Source organism: Corynebacterium pseudopelargi, from assembly GCF_003814005.1.
GTDB lineage: Bacteria > Actinomycetota > Actinomycetes > Mycobacteriales > Mycobacteriaceae > Corynebacterium > Corynebacterium pseudopelargi.
Genome location: NZ_CP033898.1, coordinates 1,219,339 through 1,241,310 on the forward strand (window position 1 = coordinate 1,219,339; position 21,972 = coordinate 1,241,310).

Here is a 21,972-nt window from a genome sequence, read left to right on the forward strand (position 1 = left end):
GTAATATCGGGCACTATGAATGTGCCCAAGCCCCAGCATTCGGCCCAAGAAGTCGAACACGCGATGCAGCCCATGGCGCGCGATCCCGAGCATCGCGTGGTCGTTGTTGGACTTCCTGCTGCTGGCATCGCTGAACTGGGCGATAGCGCCCTTGATGCGTTGCGCCAGGCCGACGTGATCATCGGTTCATGGCGGCAATTAAACCTCTTGGATGAAACGCACACGGCAGAAAAGCGCCCCTGGCCATCGCCGCTACGGCCTTCCATTGTGCCCATGTTTGAGCAGCTCCAGCACAAAAAGGTCGTGGTGTTAGGGTCGGGAGATCCGATGTTCCACGGCATTGGCACCACCTTGCATCAAGAGCTCCAGGGCTGGGATATCCACGTCATACCCCATGCCTCCAGCGCATCTTTAGCCTGTGCACGCATGGGGTGGGCCGTGGAGCATACCCCGGTGTTGAGCCTGACCACAGAACCTTTGGAATCGGTGTTGCCGCCAGTGCGACAGCACCGCCGCAGTTTGGTGCTTGGCCGCGATGAATCTTCGCCCCTAGCAATTTGCACCCTGCTTGCACGCCACGGCATCGAGGCGCGCATGAGTGTGTTAAGCGATTTGGGAAGCCCGGATGAACAAATCCACCATGGCACCACCTTGGTGCCACCGAAAGTGGAGAGCTCACTCAACGTGATCGCCATCGAGCTTGCACCTTCAATGCAGCTTGAATCCAAAGCACCGGGCAGTCCAGACGAGCAGTTCCAGCACGATGGGCAAATCAGCAAACGCCATATTCGAGCCCTCAGCGCGGCAGCACTTGCCCCTAGCGCCGGTGAAACTCTTTGGGATGTAGGCGCAGGTTCCGGCAGCGTTGGCATTGAGTGCTTGAGGCTCGAACCGTCATGCAAAGTGGTGGCCTTTGAGGCCAACGCCCAGCGCAGCGAAAGGATCGAGGCCAATGCTGCGGCATTTGGTGTGAGTAGTCGTCTAAGCCTGCTTGGTAGTGCGCCGGTGGCCTTTGATCAAGCGCCCGCGCCGGATGCGGTGTTTATTGGCGGCGGTTTAACCCAAGATGAGGTGTTTGATGCTGCCTGGCAGGCCTTAAAGCCGGGAGGTCGCTTGGTGGCCAATGGGGTCACGAATGAGTCGATGAGTATGTTGATTGCGCTGCAGGCACGATTTGGCGGCGAGCTGCATACCATCCAGATTGCTACCCAGCACCATATTGGCCGTTTTAGTGCCCAGCAGCCTGCGCTGCCGGTGATGCAATGGGTAGTAAAGAAAGCAAATGTTGAAAGTGTAGATTCCTGATGACGGTTTATTTCATTGGTGCAGGCCCTGGCGCAGCAGATTTGCTTACGCTGCGAGCGCAAAAGCTGATCCAGCGCTGCGAGGTGTGCTTATATGCCGGCTCGATCGTGCCTGAAGAGGTATTAGAAGAAGCCCCAGAAGGCGCACGCCTGATCAATACTGCGCGCATGCCCTTGGATTCCATCATGGAGGTGATCCGCCAAGCCCATGCCGAGGGCAAAGACGTGGCTCGCCTGCAATCTGGTGATCCATCCATCTACTCGGCGCTTGCAGAACAAGCTCGGCGTTTAAGCGCAGAGGGGATTGACTATGAGATCGTCCCAGGTGTCCCGGCATTTGCCGCCGTGGCCGCTAGCCTTGGCCACGAATTGACGGTGCCCACGGTGGGGCAGACGGTGATCTTAACCCGCATCTCTGGGCGAGCCTCCGCGATGCCTGAAGGCGAGGATTTAGCAACGCTGGCACAAAGCCATGCCACTTTGTGTATCCACCTTGCTGCACACGATATCGAGCGTGTGGTGGAGGAATTATTGCCTGAATACGGGGCACACTGCCCGGTAGCGGTGGTGGCTTTTGCCAGCCGCCCCGAGGAGAAGATTTTGCGCGGCCAGCTTGGAGATATCGCCCAACAGGTCCGCGATGCAGGTATTAGCCGCACTGCGGTCATTGTGGTGGGGTCAGTATTAGGCGCCGAGGGTTTCCCCGATTCTTATCTCTACTCAGATGATCGCCCCCGCGATGCCGAGGGAAGGACGATTCCGTGCGTGCGTTGATCCTCGGTGGCACCAAAGAAGCCCGCGATACGGCGAAGCTGCTGCACGACCGCGGCTGGCATGTTACGAGCTCCCTGGCAGGAAGAGTTGCCAACCCTGCCTTGCCGGTAGGCGAGGTGCGCATTGGTGGCTTCGGCGGGCCTGCAGGCCTCGCGCGGTGGCTGATTCACTCCGGGGTGGAGGTGATCATTGATGCCACCCACCCCTATGCCGAGAAGATCAGCCTTTCGGCCTCAGAGGCAAGCAGAGCCACGGGCATTCCGCTAATCGGTTTGCATCGTAAGCCCTGGCAGGCGCAGCCAAAGGATCGTTGGCGTGAGGTTGATTCGGTAGAAGATGCCGCTGCGCTCGTGGCGCGCGAGTATCACCATATTTTCTTAAGCATCGGGCGCCAGCATTTGGCTCCCTTTGCCAACGATCCGCATAACCTCTACGTCATCCGCGCCGTGGATCCGCCGAAGGTGGCACTGCCGCCGAGGAACCGAGTGATTCTTTCGCGTGGGCCTTTTAGCCTCGAGAGCGAAAAGAAGCTCATGGTGGATAACCAAATCGATGTGGTGGTGAGCAAGAACTCCGGCGGTGAGATGACCTACGCCAAGATTGAGGCGGCCCGCATGTTGGGTATCGACGTGGTGATGGTGCGCAGGCCAAGCCTTGCGCCCGTCACCGTTGAGGTGCACTCACCCCAAGCTGTGCTTGGGGTCGTCGACAAGCTCTAGGTGTAGTACCTGGAGGTGTACACCCTGGTGCCCTGGGGTGCTTCATATTGGCGGGTGGTAGAGGCCCCGAAGATCACCATGGTGCGCATATCTACCACCTCCGGGTCGAATTCAGCCAAGGGCACAATCTGCACATGCTCGGCATCGGAGCCCACCGCCCTGGCCACAATCACCGGGGTGGAAGGCGCCTGGAATTCAGCCACGATCTCGGCCACCTTGGCAAGCTGCCAGCGGCGCTGCTTGGAGGCGGGGTTATAGCAGGCAAAGGCCATATCGGCCCCGGCAAGGGCACGCACGCGGCGCTCGACAATCTCAAAGGGTTTGAGCCGGTTGGATAAAGACACCATGCCAAAATCGTGCCCCAGCGGTGCACCCACCCGAGAAGCAACAGCCTGTGCTGCCGTCATACCCGGAATAATGCGCACCGGCACCTGGATAAATTGGGGGTCTTCAGCCACCTCAAGCACAGCGGCAGCCATGGCAAAGACGCCCGGATCGCCGGAGGAGACCACCGCAACTTTGCGGCCACGTTTGGCTAGGTCCAAGGCCATCGCTGCGCGTTCGGCCTCAACCTTGTTATCGGAAAGGTGGCGGCGCTGCCCGGCGCGTTCTGGCACACGGCGCACGTAGGTGGAATAGCCCACAATGTCATCGGCTGTGCGCAATTCGGCCAGCACCTCGGGCGTAGTCCAGCGCTGGGCGCCTGGGCCTAAACCAAGGACCACCACTTCGCCTTGGGCATCGCTGCGCTGCGGCGAGGAGGCATTGGCTACTGCGGAAGGCACAACGGCCACGGAAAAATAGGGCACGTCTTCTGCGCTGGCCTCAAGCAGGGGGATGATGCGCTGATCGTCCATGGTGGCGCGGATGACCACATAGGCGCGCTCGGCTACTTGTGCATCGATCATGGCCTGGCGCACCGATTGGAAGCGCCTGCCCAATTTCATTACCACGGCTGCATCGACGAGCCTGAGGTGATTGGCTAGGGCGTCTGGATCCATGGTGCCGGGCAAGATGGCTACCGTTTCTTTATCCTCGCTGAGCGGCTGGCCGAGCACATCGGCGGCTGCGGTCACAGAGGGGATACCGGGGATGATCTCCGCTGGGTAATCGGCAGCTAAGGCGCGGTGGAGGTGCTGGTAGGAGCTATACAGCATTGGATCACCCAGGGCGAGCACTGCCACGGTGTGGCCTTCGGCGAGATGATTGGCCAAGGTGTTGGTGGCTTGGGCATAAAAATCTGCCAGAGCACCCGCATAGCCGCCGGGATGATCGGTGCTACCGGTGGTAACGGGATATTCGAGAATCTCTTGGATCTGATCCTCGCGGATATATTCCGAGGCGATTGCAGCGGCGGTGGAGCTGCCACCGGGCTTGCAGTGATAGGCGATCACATCGGCTTCTTGGATGGCGCGCGCTGCTTTGATGGTGAGTAGTTCTGGATCGCCTGGGCCAACTCCTACACCTACCAGCTTGGCGCTCATCCCAAAATCTCCTGCTCGGTAGCCAAAGCATTAATGGCAGCGCAGGTAATGGCAGAACCGCCGCGGCGTCCATGCACGGTGAGGTATTCCGTGCCCAAGGCTGCCGCTACTTCGCTTAGTGCCTGCTTCGATTCGGCGGCGCCTACAAAACCCACGGGGATGCCCAAGATGGCCGCTGGCCTGGGGCGAGCAGCATCGGCAGCGAGGTAGTTCAGCAGGTGAAACAGGGCTGTTGGGGCGTTGCCGATGGCCACCACAGCGCCGTCGAGCATCGGTTCCCACAGTTCTACGGCGGCGGCGCTGCGGGTGGTGCCGAGTTCTTTGGCCAGGGTTGAGGTGCGTTCGTCTTTGAGCAGGCACAGCACTTCATTATCGGCGGGCAGGCGTTTGCGGGTGACTCCGCTTGCCACCATATTCACATCACACAGGATGGGTGCACCGGCGTTGAGCGCACCGCGGGCGGCAGTGACTAGGCCATCGCTGAAGTCAATATCTGCGGCCAGATCCACCTCGCCTGCGGCATGGATCATGCGAACAGCCACGGTTTGCTGTTGGGGATCAAAGCCATCGAGCTTGGACTCTTCGCGGATCATGGCAAAGGATTGACGATAAATCTCGTTGCCATCAGTTTCATATTCAAAGCTCACAGGCGAGCTGCTCATCGTTGGGCTACCTCGTATTCGCCGTCGCCGGTGGCAACGTATTCGGTGTGCGCGGACAGTGGGTGACCGCAGCGGCGGTCGCACCCCGAAAAGTGTACAAGCCCCTCGATTGCTTCACCGGAAGAAACCAAGGCTTTGGCATCGGCTTGGGTATTAGACAGGGACTTTTCGCAGCCCGGCAGGCCGGTACATGCGGTGACTTTGAGCCAGGGGGAGTTGGCATCAAAGATCAAGCCCTGCGGAGCCATCACGCGCACCACGGCTTCCGCATCGCCTTCGCTGAGCCCGTGGATCACCAACGAGGCCCAGGGGGTAATGGCGGTATCGGCGCCGATAATAGCGAGCAGTTCTGCGGCCTTGGCGCTTAAAAAGCCGAACCTCAAACCCGCCCCCAGCGCGACCGTGTCGCCTTCTTGGATCCATCCCACAGGCCGCGCAGAACCTTCGTGGATAGTTAAAGTTCGATCGTGGGGTTGCAGATCAAACTCAGCTTGGAGCTTGTCGACGATCCGCGCTCGCACCTCGGCGTTTTCCTGCAGCCTCCAGGTGCGCTGTCGCATCTCCTGCCAAAGCTGGGCCGCAGAAACCATCATCGGCACCACTTCGTTGGGATTGCGCAGGCGCATGCCCGAATCCTTGCCGCCGAGCATGAGATCGAAGCCATCCGGGGTGTGTTGCACACCAAAGTCTGGGCGCTGGCTCAAGATATCGCCGCTGCCATTATCAAAACCGAAGAGCGTGCGGCCGGAAAGGCCGGCAACCACATCATTGGCAAGCAGGGCATTATCTAAGGCCTCGCTGAATTGCCAGAGATTTGGACTTAGGGGAGAGGCGAGAATGTTGCGGATCTTATCGTGTGCCCGTGAGGGCAGAAAGCCTGCTGCTTCTACGCGTTCGCCGAAGGCTTGCTCGTCACTGACCCCGCGGAATTGCATATTGCCACGGGTGGTGATGTGGACGGTGGCGTCGCCAAGCTCCTTGGAAATCGCCGCGATCTCAGCCCAATCTTGGCTTCGCACCCTGCCGCCTGGGAAACGGATGCGGCCGATTGCGCCATCGGCGGCATGATGCAGTGTCAAGGCTCCCGGGCACATATCTCCGCGGGTGCGATCTGGGTGTGCCACTAATTGCATGGGCTCGCTAGTCATGTCTGCCATGCTAACCCCTTCGCAAGCGTGAGGTGCCACGGTGGTGTCCCAGAGCAAACACGGTGCTGATCAGGGCATATCTTTAAAGTTCAAGGCAAACAGGCCGGGGGTGAAAACTGCCACAGATGAAGTTTTTGCTGTTCAGATCAAGGTGGTATCTAACACAATCTCGGCTCCCGGATGCGCTAGGGTAGGTGCTACTGCGAAGCGATAATCAACACCGGTGCAATTCCGGGACGGTCGCGCCACTGTAAAAGTCAGACGATTACGCTGCTCGCCTTTGTCTGTGCATCCAACCGGGCGCGCAACCCGTTTAGAAAAGGACCAACTCGCTGTGATCACGCTGCTTTCGACCTCCGATACAGATCTGCTTACTGCCAAGGCAGCAAGTGCCGCCCCGGAAGTCGATTACCACTTTGCCAACCCCAACCACCTCAATGCTCAGCAACTAGACCAGATCATTGAAGATTCTGACGTGGTGGTCGTGCGCCTACTCGGCGGCAAACGGGCATGGGAAGAAGGCCTGCGCCAACTCCAACAGTCGGGCATCCCACTGGTGGTGGTCTCTGGTGAACTCGCAGTAGATGCAGAGCTTACGGAGCTTTCCACCCCGCCTGCCGGTGTGGTGACAACTGCACACACCTACCTAGCAGAAGGCGGCGCCGGCAACCTCGAGCACCTCTACCGCTTCCTTTCCGACACACTGCTGCTGACAGGCTATGGCTTTGAACAGCCCCAGCACTTACCACTGTGGGGCACCCTGGATCATCCCTTGGTAGCCCAAGCAGGCGAGGTAGAGGCAAGCGGGGTAGAGGCTGGTGCAGATCAGGCCGGTGGGCCTCGCGTTGGCATTGTCTATTACCGTGCCCAACACCTTGCCGGTAACACCGCCTATGTGGAGGCATTGGTGGAAGCGGTGGCCGAAGCTGGCGGCCAGCCGCGCGCCTTCTTTGCTGCTTCACTGCGCCAGGCACCCGAGGCATTGCTTGAACAGCTTGGCCAGTGCGATGTGCTGATCACCACGGTGCTTGCCGCCGGTGGCACCAAGCCTGCTACCGCAGGAGCCGGTGGCGATGATGAAGCCTGGGATGTGGCAAAACTCGCCGAGCTTAATATCCCCATCATCCAAGGCCTCGCGCTGACCAATACCCGCAAGGAATGGCAAGACAATGATGAGGGCTTGTCGCCTTTGGATGTTGCCACCCAAATCGCGGTGCCGGAATTTGATGGACGCTTGATCAGCGTGCCCTTTAGCTTCAAGGAATACGACGCAGACGGCCTGATTGCCTACGTTCCTGATCGCGAACGCTGTAGCCGCCTGGCTGGCATCGCGGTGCGCCACGGACAACTGCGCAGCGTAGCCAACGCCGAGAAGAAGATCGTGCTCATGCTTTCGGCATACCCCACCAAGCACGCACGCATCGGCAATGCCGTCGGCCTAGATACGCCAGTGTCTACGCTCAGGGTGCTCGAGGCTTTGAGTAAGGCAGGCTACGACCTAGGCGATGTGCAGGCTATACCTGGCTATCGATCGGCCGATGGCGCACACGACGGTGACGCGCTCATGCATGCCATCATCGAAGCCGGTGGCCACGACCCAGAATGGCTCACCGAGGAAGTATTGGCCAATAACCCACTCAAGCTGGCCAAAGAAGACTACCTGGCCTTCTTCAACACCCTGCCTCAAGCCATGCGCGAGGAAATGGCAGAGCACTGGGGCAAGGCCCCAGGCGAGCACTATGTGCATCCAGCAACTGGAGAGATCTACATTGCCGGCCTGCAATTTGGCAATGTTGTGGTGATGATCCAGCCGCCACGCGGCTTTGGTGATAACCCCGTAGGCATCTATCACGACCCGGATCTGCCTGCCAACCACCACTACTTGGGCACGTACTACTGGCTGCGCGAAATCTTTGGCGCCCACGCCATTGTGCACATGGGTAAGCACGGCAACATGGAATGGTTGCCCGGTAAAAACGCCGGCCTTTCCCAAGAGTGCTACCCGGATCAGGCCATCCACGAGCTGCCGCTGATCTACCCCTTCTTGGTCAATGATCCAGGTGAGGGCACCCAGGCAAAGCGCCGAGCACATGCCACCCTGGTAGACCACATGATTCCGCCGATGGCTCGCGCGGAATCCTATGGTGATATCACCAGGCTTGAACAGTTGCTTGACGAGCACCAAAATATCGCCGCCATGGACCCAGCGAAGCTGCCGGCGATCCGCCAGGAGATTTGGACGCTGCTGCAAGCTGCCAAGATGGACCGCGATTTGGGCTGGGATGAGCGCCCCGAGGAAGACGCCTTCGACGATAAGCTCATGGAAATCGACGGCTGGCTCTGCGAAATCAAAGACGCAGCCATCCGCGGTGGCCTGCACATCCTAGGCGAGGCGGTCCGTGGCGAGGTTCGCGTGGAATTAGTGCTGGCCATGCTGCGCGCACGCCAACTCTGGGGTGGGGAACAGGCCGTGCCTGGCCTGCGCGAATCTCTCGGTTTGGATGAATCCGGCGATGTTACGCGCAGCGAGGTTGATCAGGCCGAACGCATTGCCTATCAGTTACTCGATGCCCTTGAACAACGCGATTGGGATAGCCAAGCAGTAGCGGAAGTCATTGCCGCCCAGAGTCTGCCCGAGGGCACCGATGTGCAAGCATTAGAGCACCTGCTGCACTTTGCCTGCCAGGAGATCATCCCGCGCCTTGATGGATCTGCTGCCGAGATCGATCAAATCCTTCGCGCCCTCAACGGTGAATTCATCGCGGCAGGACCTTCTGGTTCGCCGATGCGTGGTCTGATCAATGTGCTGCCTACCGGTCGCAATTTCTACTCGGTGGATCCCAAGTCGCTGCCTTCTAGGCTTGCGTGGGAGACTGGCCAGTTGCTGGCAGATTCTTTGATTCAGCGTTATCGCGATGATCACGATGGGCAATTCCCAAGCTCTGTTGGCCTTTCGGTATGGGGTACTTCTGCCATGCGCACCTCCGGCGATGATATTGCCGAGGTATTCGCGCTGCTTGGTGTGCGTCCAGTATGGGACGAGGCTTCTAGGCGTGTGGTCAATTTGGAAGTGATCAGCCTTGAAGAGCTCGGCCGACCCCGCATCGATACCACGGTGCGCATTTCTGGTTTCTTCCGCGACGCCTTCCCGCACGTGCTGGCCTTGATCGACGATGCCATCCAGATGGTGGCACACCTAGATGAGCCTGCATCGATGAACTTCATCCGCGCCCACATGCTCGAAGACGCTCAAGCTGATAGCGCAAGTAAGCCAAAAGCCGGCGGCCATGTGCGCCGTATCTTCGGCTCCAAGCCTGGAACCTATGGTGCTGGTTTGCTGCAGTTGATCGAGTCGGGCCACTGGCGAGACGATCACGATCTTGCCGAAGTCTACACCAATTGGGGCGGCTATGCCTATGGCCGAGATCTTCCAGGTGTGCAGGCGGCAGATGATATGCGCAATGCTTATCGACGCATCAAGGTCGCAGCAAAGAACGTGGACTCTAAAGAACACGACATCATCGATTCAGACGATTACTTCCAGTACCACGGCGGCATGGTTGCCACTGTGCGTGCGCTGAGCGGTAACGACCCCGAGGCCTATGTTGGCGATTCCACCCGACAGGAGACGGTCAAGACCCGCACCCTGCACGAGGAATCCCGACGTGTGTTCCGTGCCCGCGTGGTAAATCCCCGCTGGATCGAGGCGATGCGCAAGCACGGCTACAAGGGCGCCTTCGAGATGAGCGCAACGGTGGACTACCTCTTTGGCTACGACGCCACCACCGGGCTCATGGAGGACTGGATGTATGAGACGCTCACGCAAACCTATGTGCAACAGCCTGAAAACCGTGAGTTCTTTGAGCAGTCCAACCCCTGGGCGCTGCGCGATATCGCAGAAAGGCTGCTCGAGGCCGCAGATAGGAACTTGTGGGAGCAACCAACCCAAGAATCCTTGGATGCGTTGCGCCAGGCCTATCTGGATATGGAAGGCAAGTTGGAAGAAGACGGCGCTTAAATACGCCGGTGGAAAAGGCTTGGCTTCACACCCTCATTTTTGAGCTTTGAGTAGGGTAGTGGCCATGCCTTTATTCATCGCACTGCCGTACATGCTGATCGAGGCCTTGGCCTTTTGGGCCGTGGCCAAGTGGCTCGGGGTTGGCACAGCCCTGTTCCTTTTGATCCTCTGCTTCTTCCTCGGCCTGTTCCTGGCCGCTTTTGAAATGCGCGGGATTGCCCGAAAGCTCGCCTTGGGCCAAGAAGACCCAGGTAAGGCCGCAGGCGATATTGGCTTAACCGCAGCCGGTGCGATGGGTGTTGCTATGCCCGGCTTTGTTACCTCAGTGCTGGGGCTGTTGCTGATTATCCCGCCGACGCGCGCCGTGGTGCGCAAGTCTTTGGCTAAGAAGCTGCGGGCAAAGGTGGAAGATCTCGGCGTGCGTTCTTTCGAAGCCACCAATGCGTATCGTCAACGCGCCAGCTATGGCAGCTTCGATCCGCGCGTTGTCGACGCCAAAGAGGATGATCCGAAGTTGGACGAGGATTCCCTGAAGCGGTGGACAGATAACGTCAAGCCCGAGGATTTCGGCACCTCCGGTGAGCGCTAAACCTTCTCGCGCCAAACCTGTGCTGAACATTGTTTGGCGCACCATTGTTAGTGCCCTCGCCGGGGTGTGCATCTATGCCTCCTATGAGCCTTTAGGCTGGTGGTGGGCAGCGTTGCTCGGCATTGCGTTGCTGATTACCAGCTTGTATCAAACCTCTTGGCGCTTAGGCGCATTCTTAGGGTTTTGCCACGCCATGGTGCTCTACGTCTTGCTGCTGCCTTGGATTGGCGAGTTCGTCGGCATCGGCCCCTATTTGGCGCTGTGCGTATTCTTAAGCCTGTTTTCTTTGGCCCTCGGCGCGGTGGCACCTGCGCTGTTGCGCCTGCGCGGCGGTGGTTTGGCTTTTGCCATGGTGTACATGCTGGTGGAGTTTGTTCGCTCCCACATCCCCTTCGGCGGCTTTGCTTGGGTGCGCCTGGCTTGGGGCCAGATTGATGGCCCGCTTGCTCTCCTTGCGCCACTGGGTGGTCCTGCATTAGTCAGCGCTGCTGCGGCGGTGTTGGGTGCGTGTATCTGGCAAGGGGTGCGCGCCGTGGTGGCCAAGCCTCGCCGCTTCCAGATGCTCGGTGGCGTCGCTGCGGTGTTGTTGCTTTTAAGTGCCTGGCCGCTTATTCGTCCCGAGCGAGCAGCAGACCTCGGCACCGTCACCGTGGCTGCGGTTCAGGGCAATGTGCCGCGCTTGGGGCTGGACTTTAATGCTCAGCGCATGGCGGTACTGGAAAACCACGCCCATGCCACTGAGGGCATTGATCAGCCCATTGATGTGGCGATTTGGCCGGAAAACTCCGCGGATGTTGATCCCTTTGCCGATCCGCGCGCATCGAAACTCATCCAAGATGCCACTGATCACGTCCAGGCACCTGTGTTGGTTGGTGCGGTCACCAGCGATGAAGTTGGGGCTCGCAACCAGGTGGTGGCCTTCGATGCTCAAGGCAACCCAGGGGAGTACCACAATAAGAAGTATCTGCAGCCTTTTGGCGAGTGGATGCCTTGGCGCGATTTCTTCCGTTTCTTTTCTGAGAAGGTGGATCTCGCTGGTGATTTCAAAGCCGGCGATGGTGATGGCGTGATCCACGTGGATGCGGCCCTTTTAGGCAGAAACATCGCCATTGGCATTGCCACTTGCTATGAGGTGGCCTTCGATGCAGCAGGCCGCGATGCGGTCAAAGCTGGCGCGCAAGTATTGGCCACCCCAACGAACAACGCCACCTTCGGCTTTAGTGATATGACCTACCAGCAATTGGCTATGAGCAGGATGCGCGCTTTAGAGCTCGATCGTGCGGTGGTGGTGCCAGCCACCAGTGGTGTGTCGGCCATTGTGCAGCCTGATGGCTCGGTAGTGCAGCAAAGCAGGATCTTTGAGCAGGCAGTTTTAATTGATCAACTACCGCTGCGAAACACGTTGACTCCCGCGGTGCATATCGGCCGCGGGATCGAGCTGGGGTTGGCTATGATAGGTGCTATCTGTCTGTGTATTCCATGGTTAGCAAGGAGCAGGAACCGCCGATGAGCAAACCTAGTGACGCCACGTTGGTGATCATCCCCACCTACAATGAGCTGGAGAATCTCCCGCTGATTACTTCTCGTGTGCGTGAGGCAAACCCTGAGGTGGATGTGCTCATCGTGGATGACAACAGCCCCGATGGCACCGGCGATGCTGCTGATTCTTTGGCCGAGCAAGACGATCACATCTTCGTGCTGCACCGCGAAGGTAAAGGCGGGCTCTGCGGGGCGTATATGGCCGGTTTCCGCTGGGGCTTGGAGCGCGATTATCAGGTGCTCTGCGAGATGGATGCCGATGGTTCCCACGCCCCTGAGCAACTGCATTTGCTGCTCGAGCAGATCGATGATGGCGCCGATTTGGTGATCGGTTCTCGCTATATTCCCGGTGGGGAAGTGGTGAACTGGCCTAAGCAGCGCTGGTTGCTTTCCAAGGGCGGCAACCTTTATATCTCCCTGGCTCTCGGCGGCGGCATTAAGGATATGACTGCGGGCTATCGAGCTTTTCGACGCCAAGTGCTCGAATACCTCGACCTGGATGCACTATCGAATGCAGGCTACATCTTCCAAGTGGAGGTGGCTTTCCGCGTGATTCAGGCCGATTTCGATGTTCGCGAAGTGCCGATCACCTTTACTGAGCGCGAAATTGGCGAATCGAAACTCGATGGCAGCTTTGTCAAGGATTCCCTGGCAGAGGTGACCAAATGGGGTGTCCAGCACCGCGCTGAGCAGGCACAACACTTCGTGCAGGTGGTTGGCGGCCTAGCCAAGCATGAGATTGCGCGTTTTCGTAAAAAGTGGATGATCTAAACCACCAGCGCTGGCGCAAGTAATGCGCCTTCAACATAAATAATGCCGTCTGCGGATTCCGCAGACGGCATTGTTGCCTTGGGCAAAAGGCGATGGGGTAGAAGCTTAAAAAGGATTATTCCTTGGATTTCTCCGCTTCAGCTTCTTCCTGCTGTTGTTTGAGCAGACGCACTGCATCACGGCGACGCTTGCGGATCTGCTCGATGCGCTCTTCTAAGAGCACGTCGAGTTCCTCGATGCTGCGGCGCTCGCGCAACATATCCCAGTGGGTACGAGGCGCCTTGGCTGGCTTAGCCTCGATGCCTTCGCCTTCGACCAACGTGCCCATTTGGCCGTTCTTGCACAGCCAGGTGTTAGGGATCTCGGCGTCATCGGCAAAGGGAACTTCGAAAACTTCGCCTGCGTCGGTTTTATAGCGAACCATCTGGCGTGGTGCTAGGTCGTGGTCTCGATCAGTTTCGTAGCTCACTGCACCCATGCGGCTGCCGCGTAGTACACGATCTGCCATAGTGTTGGTCAGTCCTTTCCTCGACTGGCATTAAGATCTTTTACTATAACGCACGTTCGTACACACTTTGTTCCCGGACGCGCTAAAGTTGATAGGCAATGTCACCCCAAAAAGATGCCACTTGTGTTTGGTGCGCAAAGCCAATGGAGCCAAATGCGCGTGGCAGGCGTCGAAAATATTGCAGCCATGCATGCCGCCAAAGGGCCTATGAGCAGCGAAGTGGCAGGCAAGGCCAACGCTTGCCGGTAGATGCAGTGGTGCTCTCGGCTCAGAAGGCATCGGGCTTAAAAGATGCCTTATTTGAGCTTCGCTGTGCAGCCGAGGATATTGCGACGGCGGCTCAAGAGGGGGCAAGCTCTGAGGAGCTTGCAGCATTGTGCGATGAGTTGGTCGGCTTAGCCAAGCAGATTGAACAAACGAGGTAGTAGGGAAGTCATGGAAAAAAGGCGCAAGTCCGTGGTGATCACGATGGTGATCGCCATTATTGTGTTAGCCCTGTTTGCTGTAGGTATGGTGCTTTACCAGCTCTTTACCGGCCCCGGCATTAAAACAGAAGAGTTGGATGCCTCCAAGGCCAAGCCTGCCACCACTGATATCAATGGTGTGTGGCATGTAGTCTATGGGCAGGCACCGAACCATAGTTCGGTTGGCTTTACCTTTGAAGAGTCCTTGCCTGCAGAAGATAAGGTGACCTCAGGATCAACCACCCACGTTGAAGGCCAAGCGACTGTTGAAAATGAGAAGCTTGTATCGGGCCGTTTTGTTGTTGATATGACACAAGTATCGACCGATGTGGAAAAGCGCGATATCAACGTCCGCACCAAAATCTTCAAAACTGATGAACACCCCGAGGCAACCTACGAGGTTGCAGGCCCTGTGGATCTCTCTGAGGTCGATGATCAAGCCAACGTGGCCGAGCTGAAGATTCCCGGCACCTTGAGCATTAAGGGTAAGTCTCAGGATGTCGATCCAACGTTCAAGGTGGTTCGCGATGGAGACAAGATCATTATTTCTACAACCATCCGAATCAATCGCAATGACTTTGGTGTGGAAAGCCCAGAGTTCGTGGCAGCACAGATCGCTGAGGAAGGCGATGTGAACGTCCTGCTCACGTTGGAGAAGTAATCCATGAGTGAGAAGATGTTGCCGGCGCTATGGTTTCGCGCTGTGGGTCTGGTGATCTGGGCGATCTTTTGCGCCTTTCAATCCATCTGGTGGCTTTGCGCTTTAACCGTGGTGTTCCTGATCTTTACAGCAATCCAGCTCAGGCAAGCGTATAAACAAAAGGAAACGTCACAGTGACGTAAAAGGGGTGACCACTTGGTTGCCCCTTTATGAGTCATTTTCGACTTCACCAGGTGTTCAATCCACCGTAATTGTCCGATAATGTACATTATGTCAAAACAGCCTTGAGCCTTCGCTCTTCTTGTGCGCCTTGGCTACACTTCCTAGCGTGATCCAATACCTCAAACCGATGCGGCCTCGCGACCCTGAGGAATCTCACCGCACCGCAACTCCCCTCGAGCTCTTCTTTGACCTCGTCTTCGTCATCGCCATTTCTATTGGCGGCGGACATTTCCACCACGCGCTTACCCAAGGCCACGTCTGGCACGGCGTGATCGGCTTTATCATGGTCTTCCAATGCATCTGGTGGGCCTGGATGAACTTCACGTGGTTTTCCACCTCCTTTGATAATGACGACTGGCTCTTTCGCACCCTGACCTTTGTGCAGATGCTAGGCGTGCTCGTCCTCGCCGTCGGCTCCGAAGCTTTCTTCACCGGAGAAAACCTTCTTGTCCCCATCATCGGCTTCGTTATTATGCGCGTGGCGCTAATCAGCCAGTGGTTGCGCGCATCACGCTGCGGTGGCATCGCGGCAAAGGCTGCCAAAATGTACGCAGCCGGCCTCGCCTTTGCCCAGGTGCTATGGGTGGCCTGGGCCTTTGTGCCAGACCATACCCGCGTTCCGGTATTTTTCCTGCTCACAGCCCTAGAACTGTGCATTCCAGTGTTCGCAGAGCGTGCAGGCCGCACCAATTGGCACCCGCACCACATCACCGAACGCTATGGGCTTTTCACCATCATCTTGCTTGGCGAATCGTTGCTCGGCTCAGCCCATGCCATCGCCGATGCGCTGCACGAACACGACCACATCCTGCCACTGCTATCGCTGGCTGTTGCAGGCTTAGTTATTGCAGCCGGAATGTGGTGGCTGTATTTCTGGCCCCCACACCACAAAGAGATCGACGGCCTAGCACGCGCGCTTCGATACGGCTACGGCCACGCCTTCATCTTCGCCGCAGCAGGTGCCGTATCCGTGGGTATCGAAACCCAAGTCGGCTACTTTAGCAACCACAGTGAGCTCGGCTTTATCGGCACCAATCTCGCCGTGGGCATCCCAGTTGCCGTGTTCCTACTCGGCGTGTGGGTGCTATTGCTCAAAGGTCGCGCACCCGCACCGCTTCAGTGGGCTATCCCCTTAGCTGCCCTACTGTGTTTGTTGCTGCCAATTTGGGGCATCGCGATTGTGATGGCTGCGCTGATTTATCTGCTCGTCCAAAACGGTGCCGCGAAGCACTAAGGTAAGGCTATGCAAGGCAGCGTTGCTGGCGTGGGCTGATTACCTTAAACAGCATGAAACGCTTGCTCAGCCCGCAACCTGCCACCATCGGCCAACCAGCAGGGTCTACACCTGAACCAGATGCAGCACCCGCCTCGCTTCGCCACGGCAGCGATCCGAAGTTGGTGGACGATCTTGAAACAATACTTTCAAAAGAGCAGGTATTAGCCCGTGCAAGCGATTTGATCGCTTTTGCATCCGATGCCTCACCCTATAGGCGCATTCCTTCCGTGGTGGTGCAACCTCGCAATGAGGCTGAGCTTTCTGCGCTCATGCGCTACGCCAGCAAGCACCACCGCACCATCACCTTCCGTGCTGCCGGCACCTCTTTAAATGGCCAAGCAGCAACCGAAGACATCCTCGTGGATCTCAAACGGTATTTCACCGGGATGCGCGTGTTAAACCAAGGCACCCAACTTTGGACCAAGCCCGGAGTAATTCTGGGCGATGCCCAAGCCGTGCTCGCTCGAAGCGGCGTCATGTTAGGACCAGACCCAGGTTCTACTGCCGTAGCCACCATCGGCGGCGTGCTTGCCAATAATGCCGGCGGTATGCGCTGCAGCGTGGATCGCGATAGCTACCACAGCGTGGCCTCAATGCGTGTGGTGCTGCCCAGCGGCAATGTGATCGACACCGGCGAAAGCGATGCTGCCTTCCAGGCCAAAGAGCCTGCGCTTCATGCCGAGTTGCTGCGCATCCGCGATGAGATCCGCAATGATGAAGCGTTGTGCCAACTGCTGAAAAAGAAGTTTTCGATCCGCAATACCAACGGCATTCGCCTCGATGCATTTATCGACGAAGAAACTCCCGTCCGGATCCTTAATAAACTCATGGTCAGCTCCGAGGGCATCTTCGGGGCTATCACCGAGGCCACCATCAACACCGTGCCGTTGCCAAAGCATAAGGCCATGGCGTGGGTGATGCTGCCTGATCTGCGCGATGCCGCACAGTTTGTTGCCCCGATCATGCAGGCAGGCGCATTGGCCTGTGAGCTACTGGTGGCACCGGTGCTCCAAAAGGCAGTAGGCAACTTCCCTGCTGCCGATCCGGCCTGGGCTGACCTTCCCACCAAAGCTGCAGCCTTGCTGGTAGAACTCGGTGGCCGCGACGAGGAAGCATTAGAAGCCTGCATCAGTGCCACTACCGAGGCACTCGAGGGCGCTGAGCTGTTATCGCCATTGAATTTTGAACGCAGCGAGGCTGCCATGCGCGGCGCATGGCAGATCCGCAATGGGCTGTTTGGTCTTTTGGGTTCCAACCGCCCCCAAGGCACCGCGATGATCACCGAGGACGTGTGCTTCCCGCCGGAGCAAGTAGGTGATGGCGCCGCGGATCTATTAGATCTATTGGCGGAATTTGGCTATCCAGAAATGGTGATGGGCCACGCGGCTTTTGGCAATCTGCACTTCTTCCTATTACCAAACCTGGCACAAGAAGAAGACCGCGCACAGTACGCCGAGTTTCTTGATCGCATGAGCGCCATCGTCATTGATAAGTACCAGGGTTCACTCAAAGCCGAACACGGCACTGGCGTGAATATGGCGCCCTTTTTGCTCCGCGAATGGGGTGAGCGTGCCTGGGAGCTGATGTGGGACGTGAAACGTGCAATAGACCCTTTGGGCATCTTGGCTCCCAATATCAAGCTCACGCGCAATCAACACCTCCACCTAGAGCACTTCAAGAGCCTGCCCAAGGTAGAAGACGAGATCAATGACTGCGTGGAGTGCGGTTTTTGCGAGCCAGTATGCCCCTCTAGGCAAGTGACCATCACCCCGCGCCAGCGCATCGTGTTAAGAAGAGAAATGGCGCGCCAAGCTCCCAGCTCTCCCCTGCTTGCTACCTTGCAAGAACAGTTCCAATATGACGGCATTGATATGTGCGCAGCCGATGGATCCTGTGCCATCGCATGTCCGGTCAGCATTGATACCGGCAAGGTGATGAAGCAATTCCGCAATGCCCAGGCCTCGCCTATTGCTGCAAAAACGGCGCTGCGTGGTGCAAAGAAGTGGGCGGTAGTAGAACAACTGGTCCGTGGCGGCTTAGTCAGCGCCAAGGTCCTCGGTGCCTCCACCCTGGATATGGCTGCCAGGATTGGGCGCAATGTGATCAACCCCGACGTGCTTCCCAGCGTGCCAGGCCCACTGCCGCTGCCAGCCCAAGCACTCCCGCACACCACACGCGAAGGGGCGACGGCGGTGTATTTCCCAGCGTGTATCAACCGCATGTTTGGCAATTCAGCCCAGGCCAGCCCCGATCACCTCCCATTGCCCCACGCCATCGTGGAACTTGGAAGGCGCGCCGGTGTGCCGGTGTGGATCCCCGAAGATGTCGCCGGTGATTGTTGTGGCACCCCGTGGTCGTCGAAAGGCTATAAAGAAGGCTTTGAATACCAGGCACGGACCTTAGCGCTTGATCTGCTGCGGTGGAGCGATGAGGGCCAGATACCGGTGATTGTCGATGCCGCAAGCTGCACCCACGGCATGATCACGCAGATGCAAGAGGTACTAGAGCCTAGCCTGCGTACAAGGCTTGAGGCCGTAGAGATTCTCGACGTGGTGGAATGGCTCCATCGCAGCGTGATCGAGCATCTGCCCATCGTGGAAGATTTTGGCAGGATCGCAGTCCACCCCACATGCTCGGTCCAGCACATGCAGCAAGCTGAGATGCTGCTGGCCGTGGCCAATCGCTGTGGTAACGCCGTGGTGCCCGATGGCGCCGGGTGTTGTGGCAGCGCGGGCGATCGCGTGATGTTGCACCCAGAGCTTAGCCAATCAGCCACCATGCAAGAGGCCGAATCCTTGAAGGCCGGCAATTTTGATGCCTTTGTGGCTTCTAATCGCACCTGTGAGATGGGTTTGGAAATGGTGTGTGGCGAGGTGTTCGAGCATGTGGCGGTGTTGCTGGAAAGAGCTTCAAGGCCGGTAGTGTCTCCTTAGCGCTGGTATTTTTAGGCCACTAGGAATGTTTCAATATATGGGATTGCGTTCCCGGATTGTAGGATGCTAACTTCGAGGGCACCTCTTGTTCCTCTATCGCTTCCCTGGAGCACCACAGTGACCACAACCACCAGCCCTGCCGCAACGCAGGCCGCTACGAACATGGATGCCTCGATGCGCCGAAAGGTCATCGTCGCATCCACCGTCGGAACCACCATCGAGTTTTACGACTTCTACGTCTACGCAACAGCCGCTGTAGCGGTGTTTCCCATCCTGTTCTTCCCAGCAAACGATGATCCCACCGTCGGCCTGTTGCAGTCTTTTGCCACCTTCGGCCTAGCCTTTATTGCCCGCCCCATCGGCTCATTGCTCTTTGGGCACTTCGGCGATCGCATCGGCCGCAAAGCAACACTGGTGGGCTCGCTGCTCACCATGGGCATTGCCACCTTCCTCATCGCCTTCATCCCGCCGTATGCGCAGGTCGGCATCGTTGCACCAGCACTGTTGGCATTGATGCGTTTTTGCCAGGGCCTCGGCCTTGGCGGTGAATGGTCAGGCGCAGCCCTGCTTGCCACCGAAACGGCCCAGCGAGGCAAAAGGGCCTGGGCTGCCATGTGGCCACAACTGGGCGCACCCTTTGGCTTCTTGCTGGCCAACGGCTTCTTCCTCATCCTTGTGGCACTCACCGGCTACAACAAGGGCGATATTGAAGGCGCGTTTATGACCTGGGGTTGGCGTATCCCCTTCGCCATGTCTGCAGTGCTCGTGATCGTCGGATTGGTCATTCGCCTGAAATTGGAAGAGACCCCTGTTTTCCAACAAGCAGTCGATAGCGGCAAGCGAGTCAAAGCACCGGTATTTGAGGTCTTCCGCACCTCCAAGAAGCCAATGATCATCGGCACCTTCGTCATGCTGTCGTGCTACACGCTGTTCTACCTGGTCACCACCTGGGTACTCTCCTACGGCATTGCATCCAAGGAGCTGGGTAAAGGCCTGGGCATTCCCTATATGGACTTTCTCAAGCTCCAGCTCATCTCCATCTTCGCCTTCATTGCCGGTATCCCCCTAGCTGGGCAATTAGCAGATAAGCGGGGACGTCGGCGCACGCTGACCATCATCTCTTTGGTAATGATCGCCTTCGGCCTAAGCTTTAGCTTCTTCCTAGATCCCGAACACGCAACGCAGGCTTCGGTGCTGGCCTTCCTCACCCTGGGCATGTTCATCATGGGCATGATCTTCGGGCCAATGTCGGCGGTGCTGCCGGAGCTATTTACCACCAATGTTCGCTACACCGGATCAGGGATTAGCTACAACGTATCCTCGATCCTCGGCGCTGCCGTGGCACCGTTTATCGCCACAGCATTAACTCAGCAATATGGTGTGCAGTCGGTGGGTTGGTATCTGATCGTGGTATCGCTGATCACGCTGGTAGCCGTGAGAATCATGAAAGAAACCCGCGACTACGATCTCAACGAGATCTAAACGCCTCTGCGCGGCTGCAACGTCGCGCTCAACACCACAGCATCGAGAAGCCCTGCGCGCAGCAGGGCTTCTTTGAGCGCAAGCTGGAAAATCCACAAACGGCGATACACTGCATCAAAACCCAAGGCAGCAGCCTCACGCGCGTGTGCTTCGAAACGCTCGCGCTGAAGGCGAAGCCCCTCTACATAATGTCCGCCAAAGACCAATGCCTCTTGAGGCCTTAACCCAGGCCGGGCATTCATGGCGTGCAGCAGCGATTCCATGCTGTGGCCGTGCCAACCGGGCGCAAGATATGCGCGCAAGACATCTAGGGCACTATCAAGTGGTTTGAGCTCCTCGGTGCCCACCAGCGTTTGCAAAGCCACACGCCCTCCGGGAACCAATAGCTCCTCGCAGGCATGCAGCCATGTTTTCAGCGCCCCTGGATCCATGGCCTCTACCCCATCAACATTGACCACTGCATCAAAACGCCGACGCAGGCGACCAGGCTCCGGCAAGGGGCCAGGAAGCGCACAGACCTCGATAGCGCCTTGGGCTTGGGCAGCCACAGCCTCAAGCTCGGCTAGAAGCTCATCATCGCAGCTCATCACGTCCACGGTGGCATTGCGCGCAATAGCGGCTAGGGCTGCGGCGGGAGTTTGAGCTGGTAGATCGGCAAGATAGGTGCCGGTGCCTACATCGGCAAAATCCAACAGCGTGCTCAACGCTCTGGCTTGGGCGTCTGCCTGGTCTAAGCGCTCAACAATGGTGGGATCACTTAGCGTGGTCACCTCAACGCTGAGCGGTTGAGCGTGTTTCATTTTGCCCCTACCGGGTGGAGTAAGCGTCACCCTTTCGGTGGTAGGAACCCCAGAACTAAACACCGAGGCGTAACCAAAAAGGCCCTCACCGGCGCTTAGGCGAAGCAGATCAACTGGGGTGGCGCGGGCGTCGAAAAGCCCCTTAGGCCTGGCACTACTTTTAGGCGCATACCCGGTTTCAAGCAGGCGCTGGAGCACGTGGGGCAGGTTCGAGCTGAGCCATTCTCCGGCCATATAACTTTCTGCAAGGCCTAACCAACCGGCATCGGCGATGCGCAAAAAGAGGGCATCTTCTAAGACTGTTAAGTCTGCTTCAGGCCCTTCGAGGCTTAAATCTGCCTGCTCACAGGCGTAGGCAAACTCGGATTCGGCCTTTCGTGCGCGACGGCGGGTGCGCCCCTGCGTAGGCACGTTGGCAATAGCTGGCCAGCGCAGCGGATCAACAGTGCTCATGCGCCTCCCTTTTTTGCCAAGAACGTGATTTCAAAGCGTAGTGGCAGCCAGCAGGTAGTGGTGGGAGCCACGCAAATAACGTTTGGATTAGCCCCGAACTTTGCTCGAAGTGATCCCGAAAGTGCTTTGCTGCTGATGAAGCGCTAACATAATCGCCAATACCCT

General features: G+C 57.8%; 18 protein-coding genes. 13 read left to right on the forward strand and 5 right to left on the reverse strand.

The features are described 5' to 3' along the window. Positions 1–15 precede the first annotated feature (15 nt). The 3 genes from cbiE to CPPEL_RS05750 are packed head-to-tail and all read left to right on the forward strand — an operon-like array spanning position 16 to position 2,797. Positions 16–1,305, forward strand: a complete 1,290-nt coding sequence (cbiE, locus tag CPPEL_RS05740; protein ID WP_245990394.1) for a precorrin-6y C5,15-methyltransferase (decarboxylating) subunit CbiE — start codon at positions 16–18, stop codon at positions 1,303–1,305. Then, the gene (gene cobM, locus CPPEL_RS05745) at positions 1,305–2,078 is read left to right on the forward strand and encodes a precorrin-4 C(11)-methyltransferase (protein WP_123960234.1); all 774 of its coding nucleotides are present in this window, start codon (positions 1,305–1,307) and stop codon (positions 2,076–2,078) included. Before cbiE ends, cobM begins: the two co-directional genes overlap by 1 nt. After that, entirely contained in the window at positions 2,066–2,797 is a 732-nt protein-coding gene (locus tag CPPEL_RS05750; protein ID WP_123960235.1) for a cobalt-precorrin-6A reductase, read from the forward strand. The genes cobM and CPPEL_RS05750 overlap by 13 nt, the downstream gene beginning before the upstream one ends. Here the strand turns inward: CPPEL_RS05750 and cobJ are convergent. The 3 genes from cobJ to CPPEL_RS05765 are packed head-to-tail and all read right to left on the reverse strand — an operon-like array spanning position 2,794 to position 6,100. Then, complete coding sequence (gene cobJ, locus CPPEL_RS05755) at positions 2,794–4,281, reverse strand: precorrin-3B C(17)-methyltransferase (protein ID WP_123960236.1); 1,488 nt, start codon at positions 4,279–4,281, stop codon at positions 2,794–2,796. The two genes, CPPEL_RS05750 and cobJ, sit on opposite strands and share 4 nt — an antisense overlap. Further along, on the reverse strand, positions 4,278–4,928 hold the full coding sequence (locus CPPEL_RS05760) for a precorrin-8X methylmutase (RefSeq protein WP_123961245.1): 651 nt from the start codon (positions 4,926–4,928) through the stop codon (positions 4,278–4,280). Before CPPEL_RS05760 ends, cobJ begins: the two co-directional genes overlap by 4 nt. An 11-nt stretch (positions 4,929–4,939) precedes the next feature. Next, positions 4,940–6,100, reverse strand: coding sequence for a precorrin-3B synthase (locus CPPEL_RS05765; protein WP_123960237.1), 1,161 nt, complete (start codon positions 6,098–6,100; stop codon positions 4,940–4,942). Between the two features lie 325 nt (positions 6,101–6,425). Here CPPEL_RS05765 and cobN point away from each other — a divergent pair, with 325 nt between their 5' ends. The 4 genes from cobN (at position 6,426) to CPPEL_RS05785 (ending at position 13,008) form a co-directional block, all read left to right on the forward strand. Further along, positions 6,426–10,109 (forward strand): cobaltochelatase subunit CobN, encoded by a 3,684-nt coding sequence (cobN, locus tag CPPEL_RS05770; protein ID WP_245990537.1) that lies wholly within the window; start codon positions 6,426–6,428, stop codon positions 10,107–10,109. Between the two features lie 64 nt (positions 10,110–10,173). Next, positions 10,174–10,698 (forward strand): FxsA family protein, encoded by a 525-nt coding sequence (locus CPPEL_RS05775; protein WP_123960238.1) that lies wholly within the window; start codon positions 10,174–10,176, stop codon positions 10,696–10,698. Further along, positions 10,688–12,208, forward strand: coding sequence for an apolipoprotein N-acyltransferase (gene lnt / locus CPPEL_RS05780; protein WP_245990398.1), 1,521 nt, complete (start codon positions 10,688–10,690; stop codon positions 12,206–12,208). Before CPPEL_RS05775 ends, lnt begins: the two co-directional genes overlap by 11 nt. Next, a complete protein-coding gene (locus CPPEL_RS05785; RefSeq protein WP_123960239.1) occupies positions 12,205–13,008 on the forward strand; it encodes a polyprenol monophosphomannose synthase in 804 nt (267 codons plus the stop codon). Before lnt ends, CPPEL_RS05785 begins: the two co-directional genes overlap by 4 nt. Before the next feature lie 115 nt (positions 13,009–13,123). On the opposite strand, the gene CPPEL_RS05790 is transcribed toward CPPEL_RS05785, so the two are convergent. Next, positions 13,124–13,516, reverse strand: coding sequence for an RNA polymerase-binding protein RbpA (locus CPPEL_RS05790; RefSeq protein WP_123960240.1), 393 nt, complete (start codon positions 13,514–13,516; stop codon positions 13,124–13,126). 98 nt (positions 13,517–13,614) lie between these two features. Here CPPEL_RS05790 and CPPEL_RS05795 point away from each other — a divergent pair, with 98 nt between their 5' ends. From CPPEL_RS05795 to CPPEL_RS05815, 6 genes are all read left to right on the forward strand, one after another. Further along, the gene (locus CPPEL_RS05795) at positions 13,615–13,941 is read left to right on the forward strand and encodes a hypothetical protein (protein ID WP_123960241.1); all 327 of its coding nucleotides are present in this window, start codon (positions 13,615–13,617) and stop codon (positions 13,939–13,941) included. Between the two features lie 10 nt (positions 13,942–13,951). Beyond that, positions 13,952–14,641 (forward strand): YceI family protein, encoded by a 690-nt coding sequence (locus CPPEL_RS05800; protein WP_123960242.1) that lies wholly within the window; start codon positions 13,952–13,954, stop codon positions 14,639–14,641. 3 nt (positions 14,642–14,644) lie between these two features. Further along, positions 14,645–14,818, forward strand: a complete 174-nt coding sequence (locus CPPEL_RS11145; protein ID WP_164470384.1) for a hypothetical protein — start codon at positions 14,645–14,647, stop codon at positions 14,816–14,818. A 151-nt stretch (positions 14,819–14,969) separates the two neighbouring features. Beyond that, positions 14,970–16,097: a low temperature requirement protein A gene (locus CPPEL_RS05805; protein ID WP_245990400.1), complete on the forward strand. Its 1,128-nt coding sequence runs from the start codon at positions 14,970–14,972 to the stop codon at positions 16,095–16,097. Between the two features lie 53 nt (positions 16,098–16,150). Further along, positions 16,151–19,072, forward strand: a complete 2,922-nt coding sequence (locus tag CPPEL_RS05810; RefSeq protein ID WP_123960243.1) for an FAD-binding and (Fe-S)-binding domain-containing protein — start codon at positions 16,151–16,153, stop codon at positions 19,070–19,072. Positions 19,073–19,234: 162 nt separating this feature from the next. Then, complete coding sequence (locus tag CPPEL_RS05815) at positions 19,235–20,554, forward strand: MFS transporter (RefSeq protein ID WP_245990538.1); 1,320 nt, start codon at positions 19,235–19,237, stop codon at positions 20,552–20,554. On the opposite strand, the gene CPPEL_RS05820 is transcribed toward CPPEL_RS05815, so the two are convergent. Beyond that, positions 20,551–21,807 carry a class I SAM-dependent methyltransferase gene (locus CPPEL_RS05820; protein WP_123960244.1) on the reverse strand — a complete coding sequence of 419 codons (1,257 nt, stop codon included), beginning with the start codon at positions 21,805–21,807 and terminating at the stop codon, positions 20,551–20,553. The two genes, CPPEL_RS05815 and CPPEL_RS05820, sit on opposite strands and share 4 nt — an antisense overlap. Between the last annotated feature and the right edge of the window lie 165 nt (positions 21,808–21,972).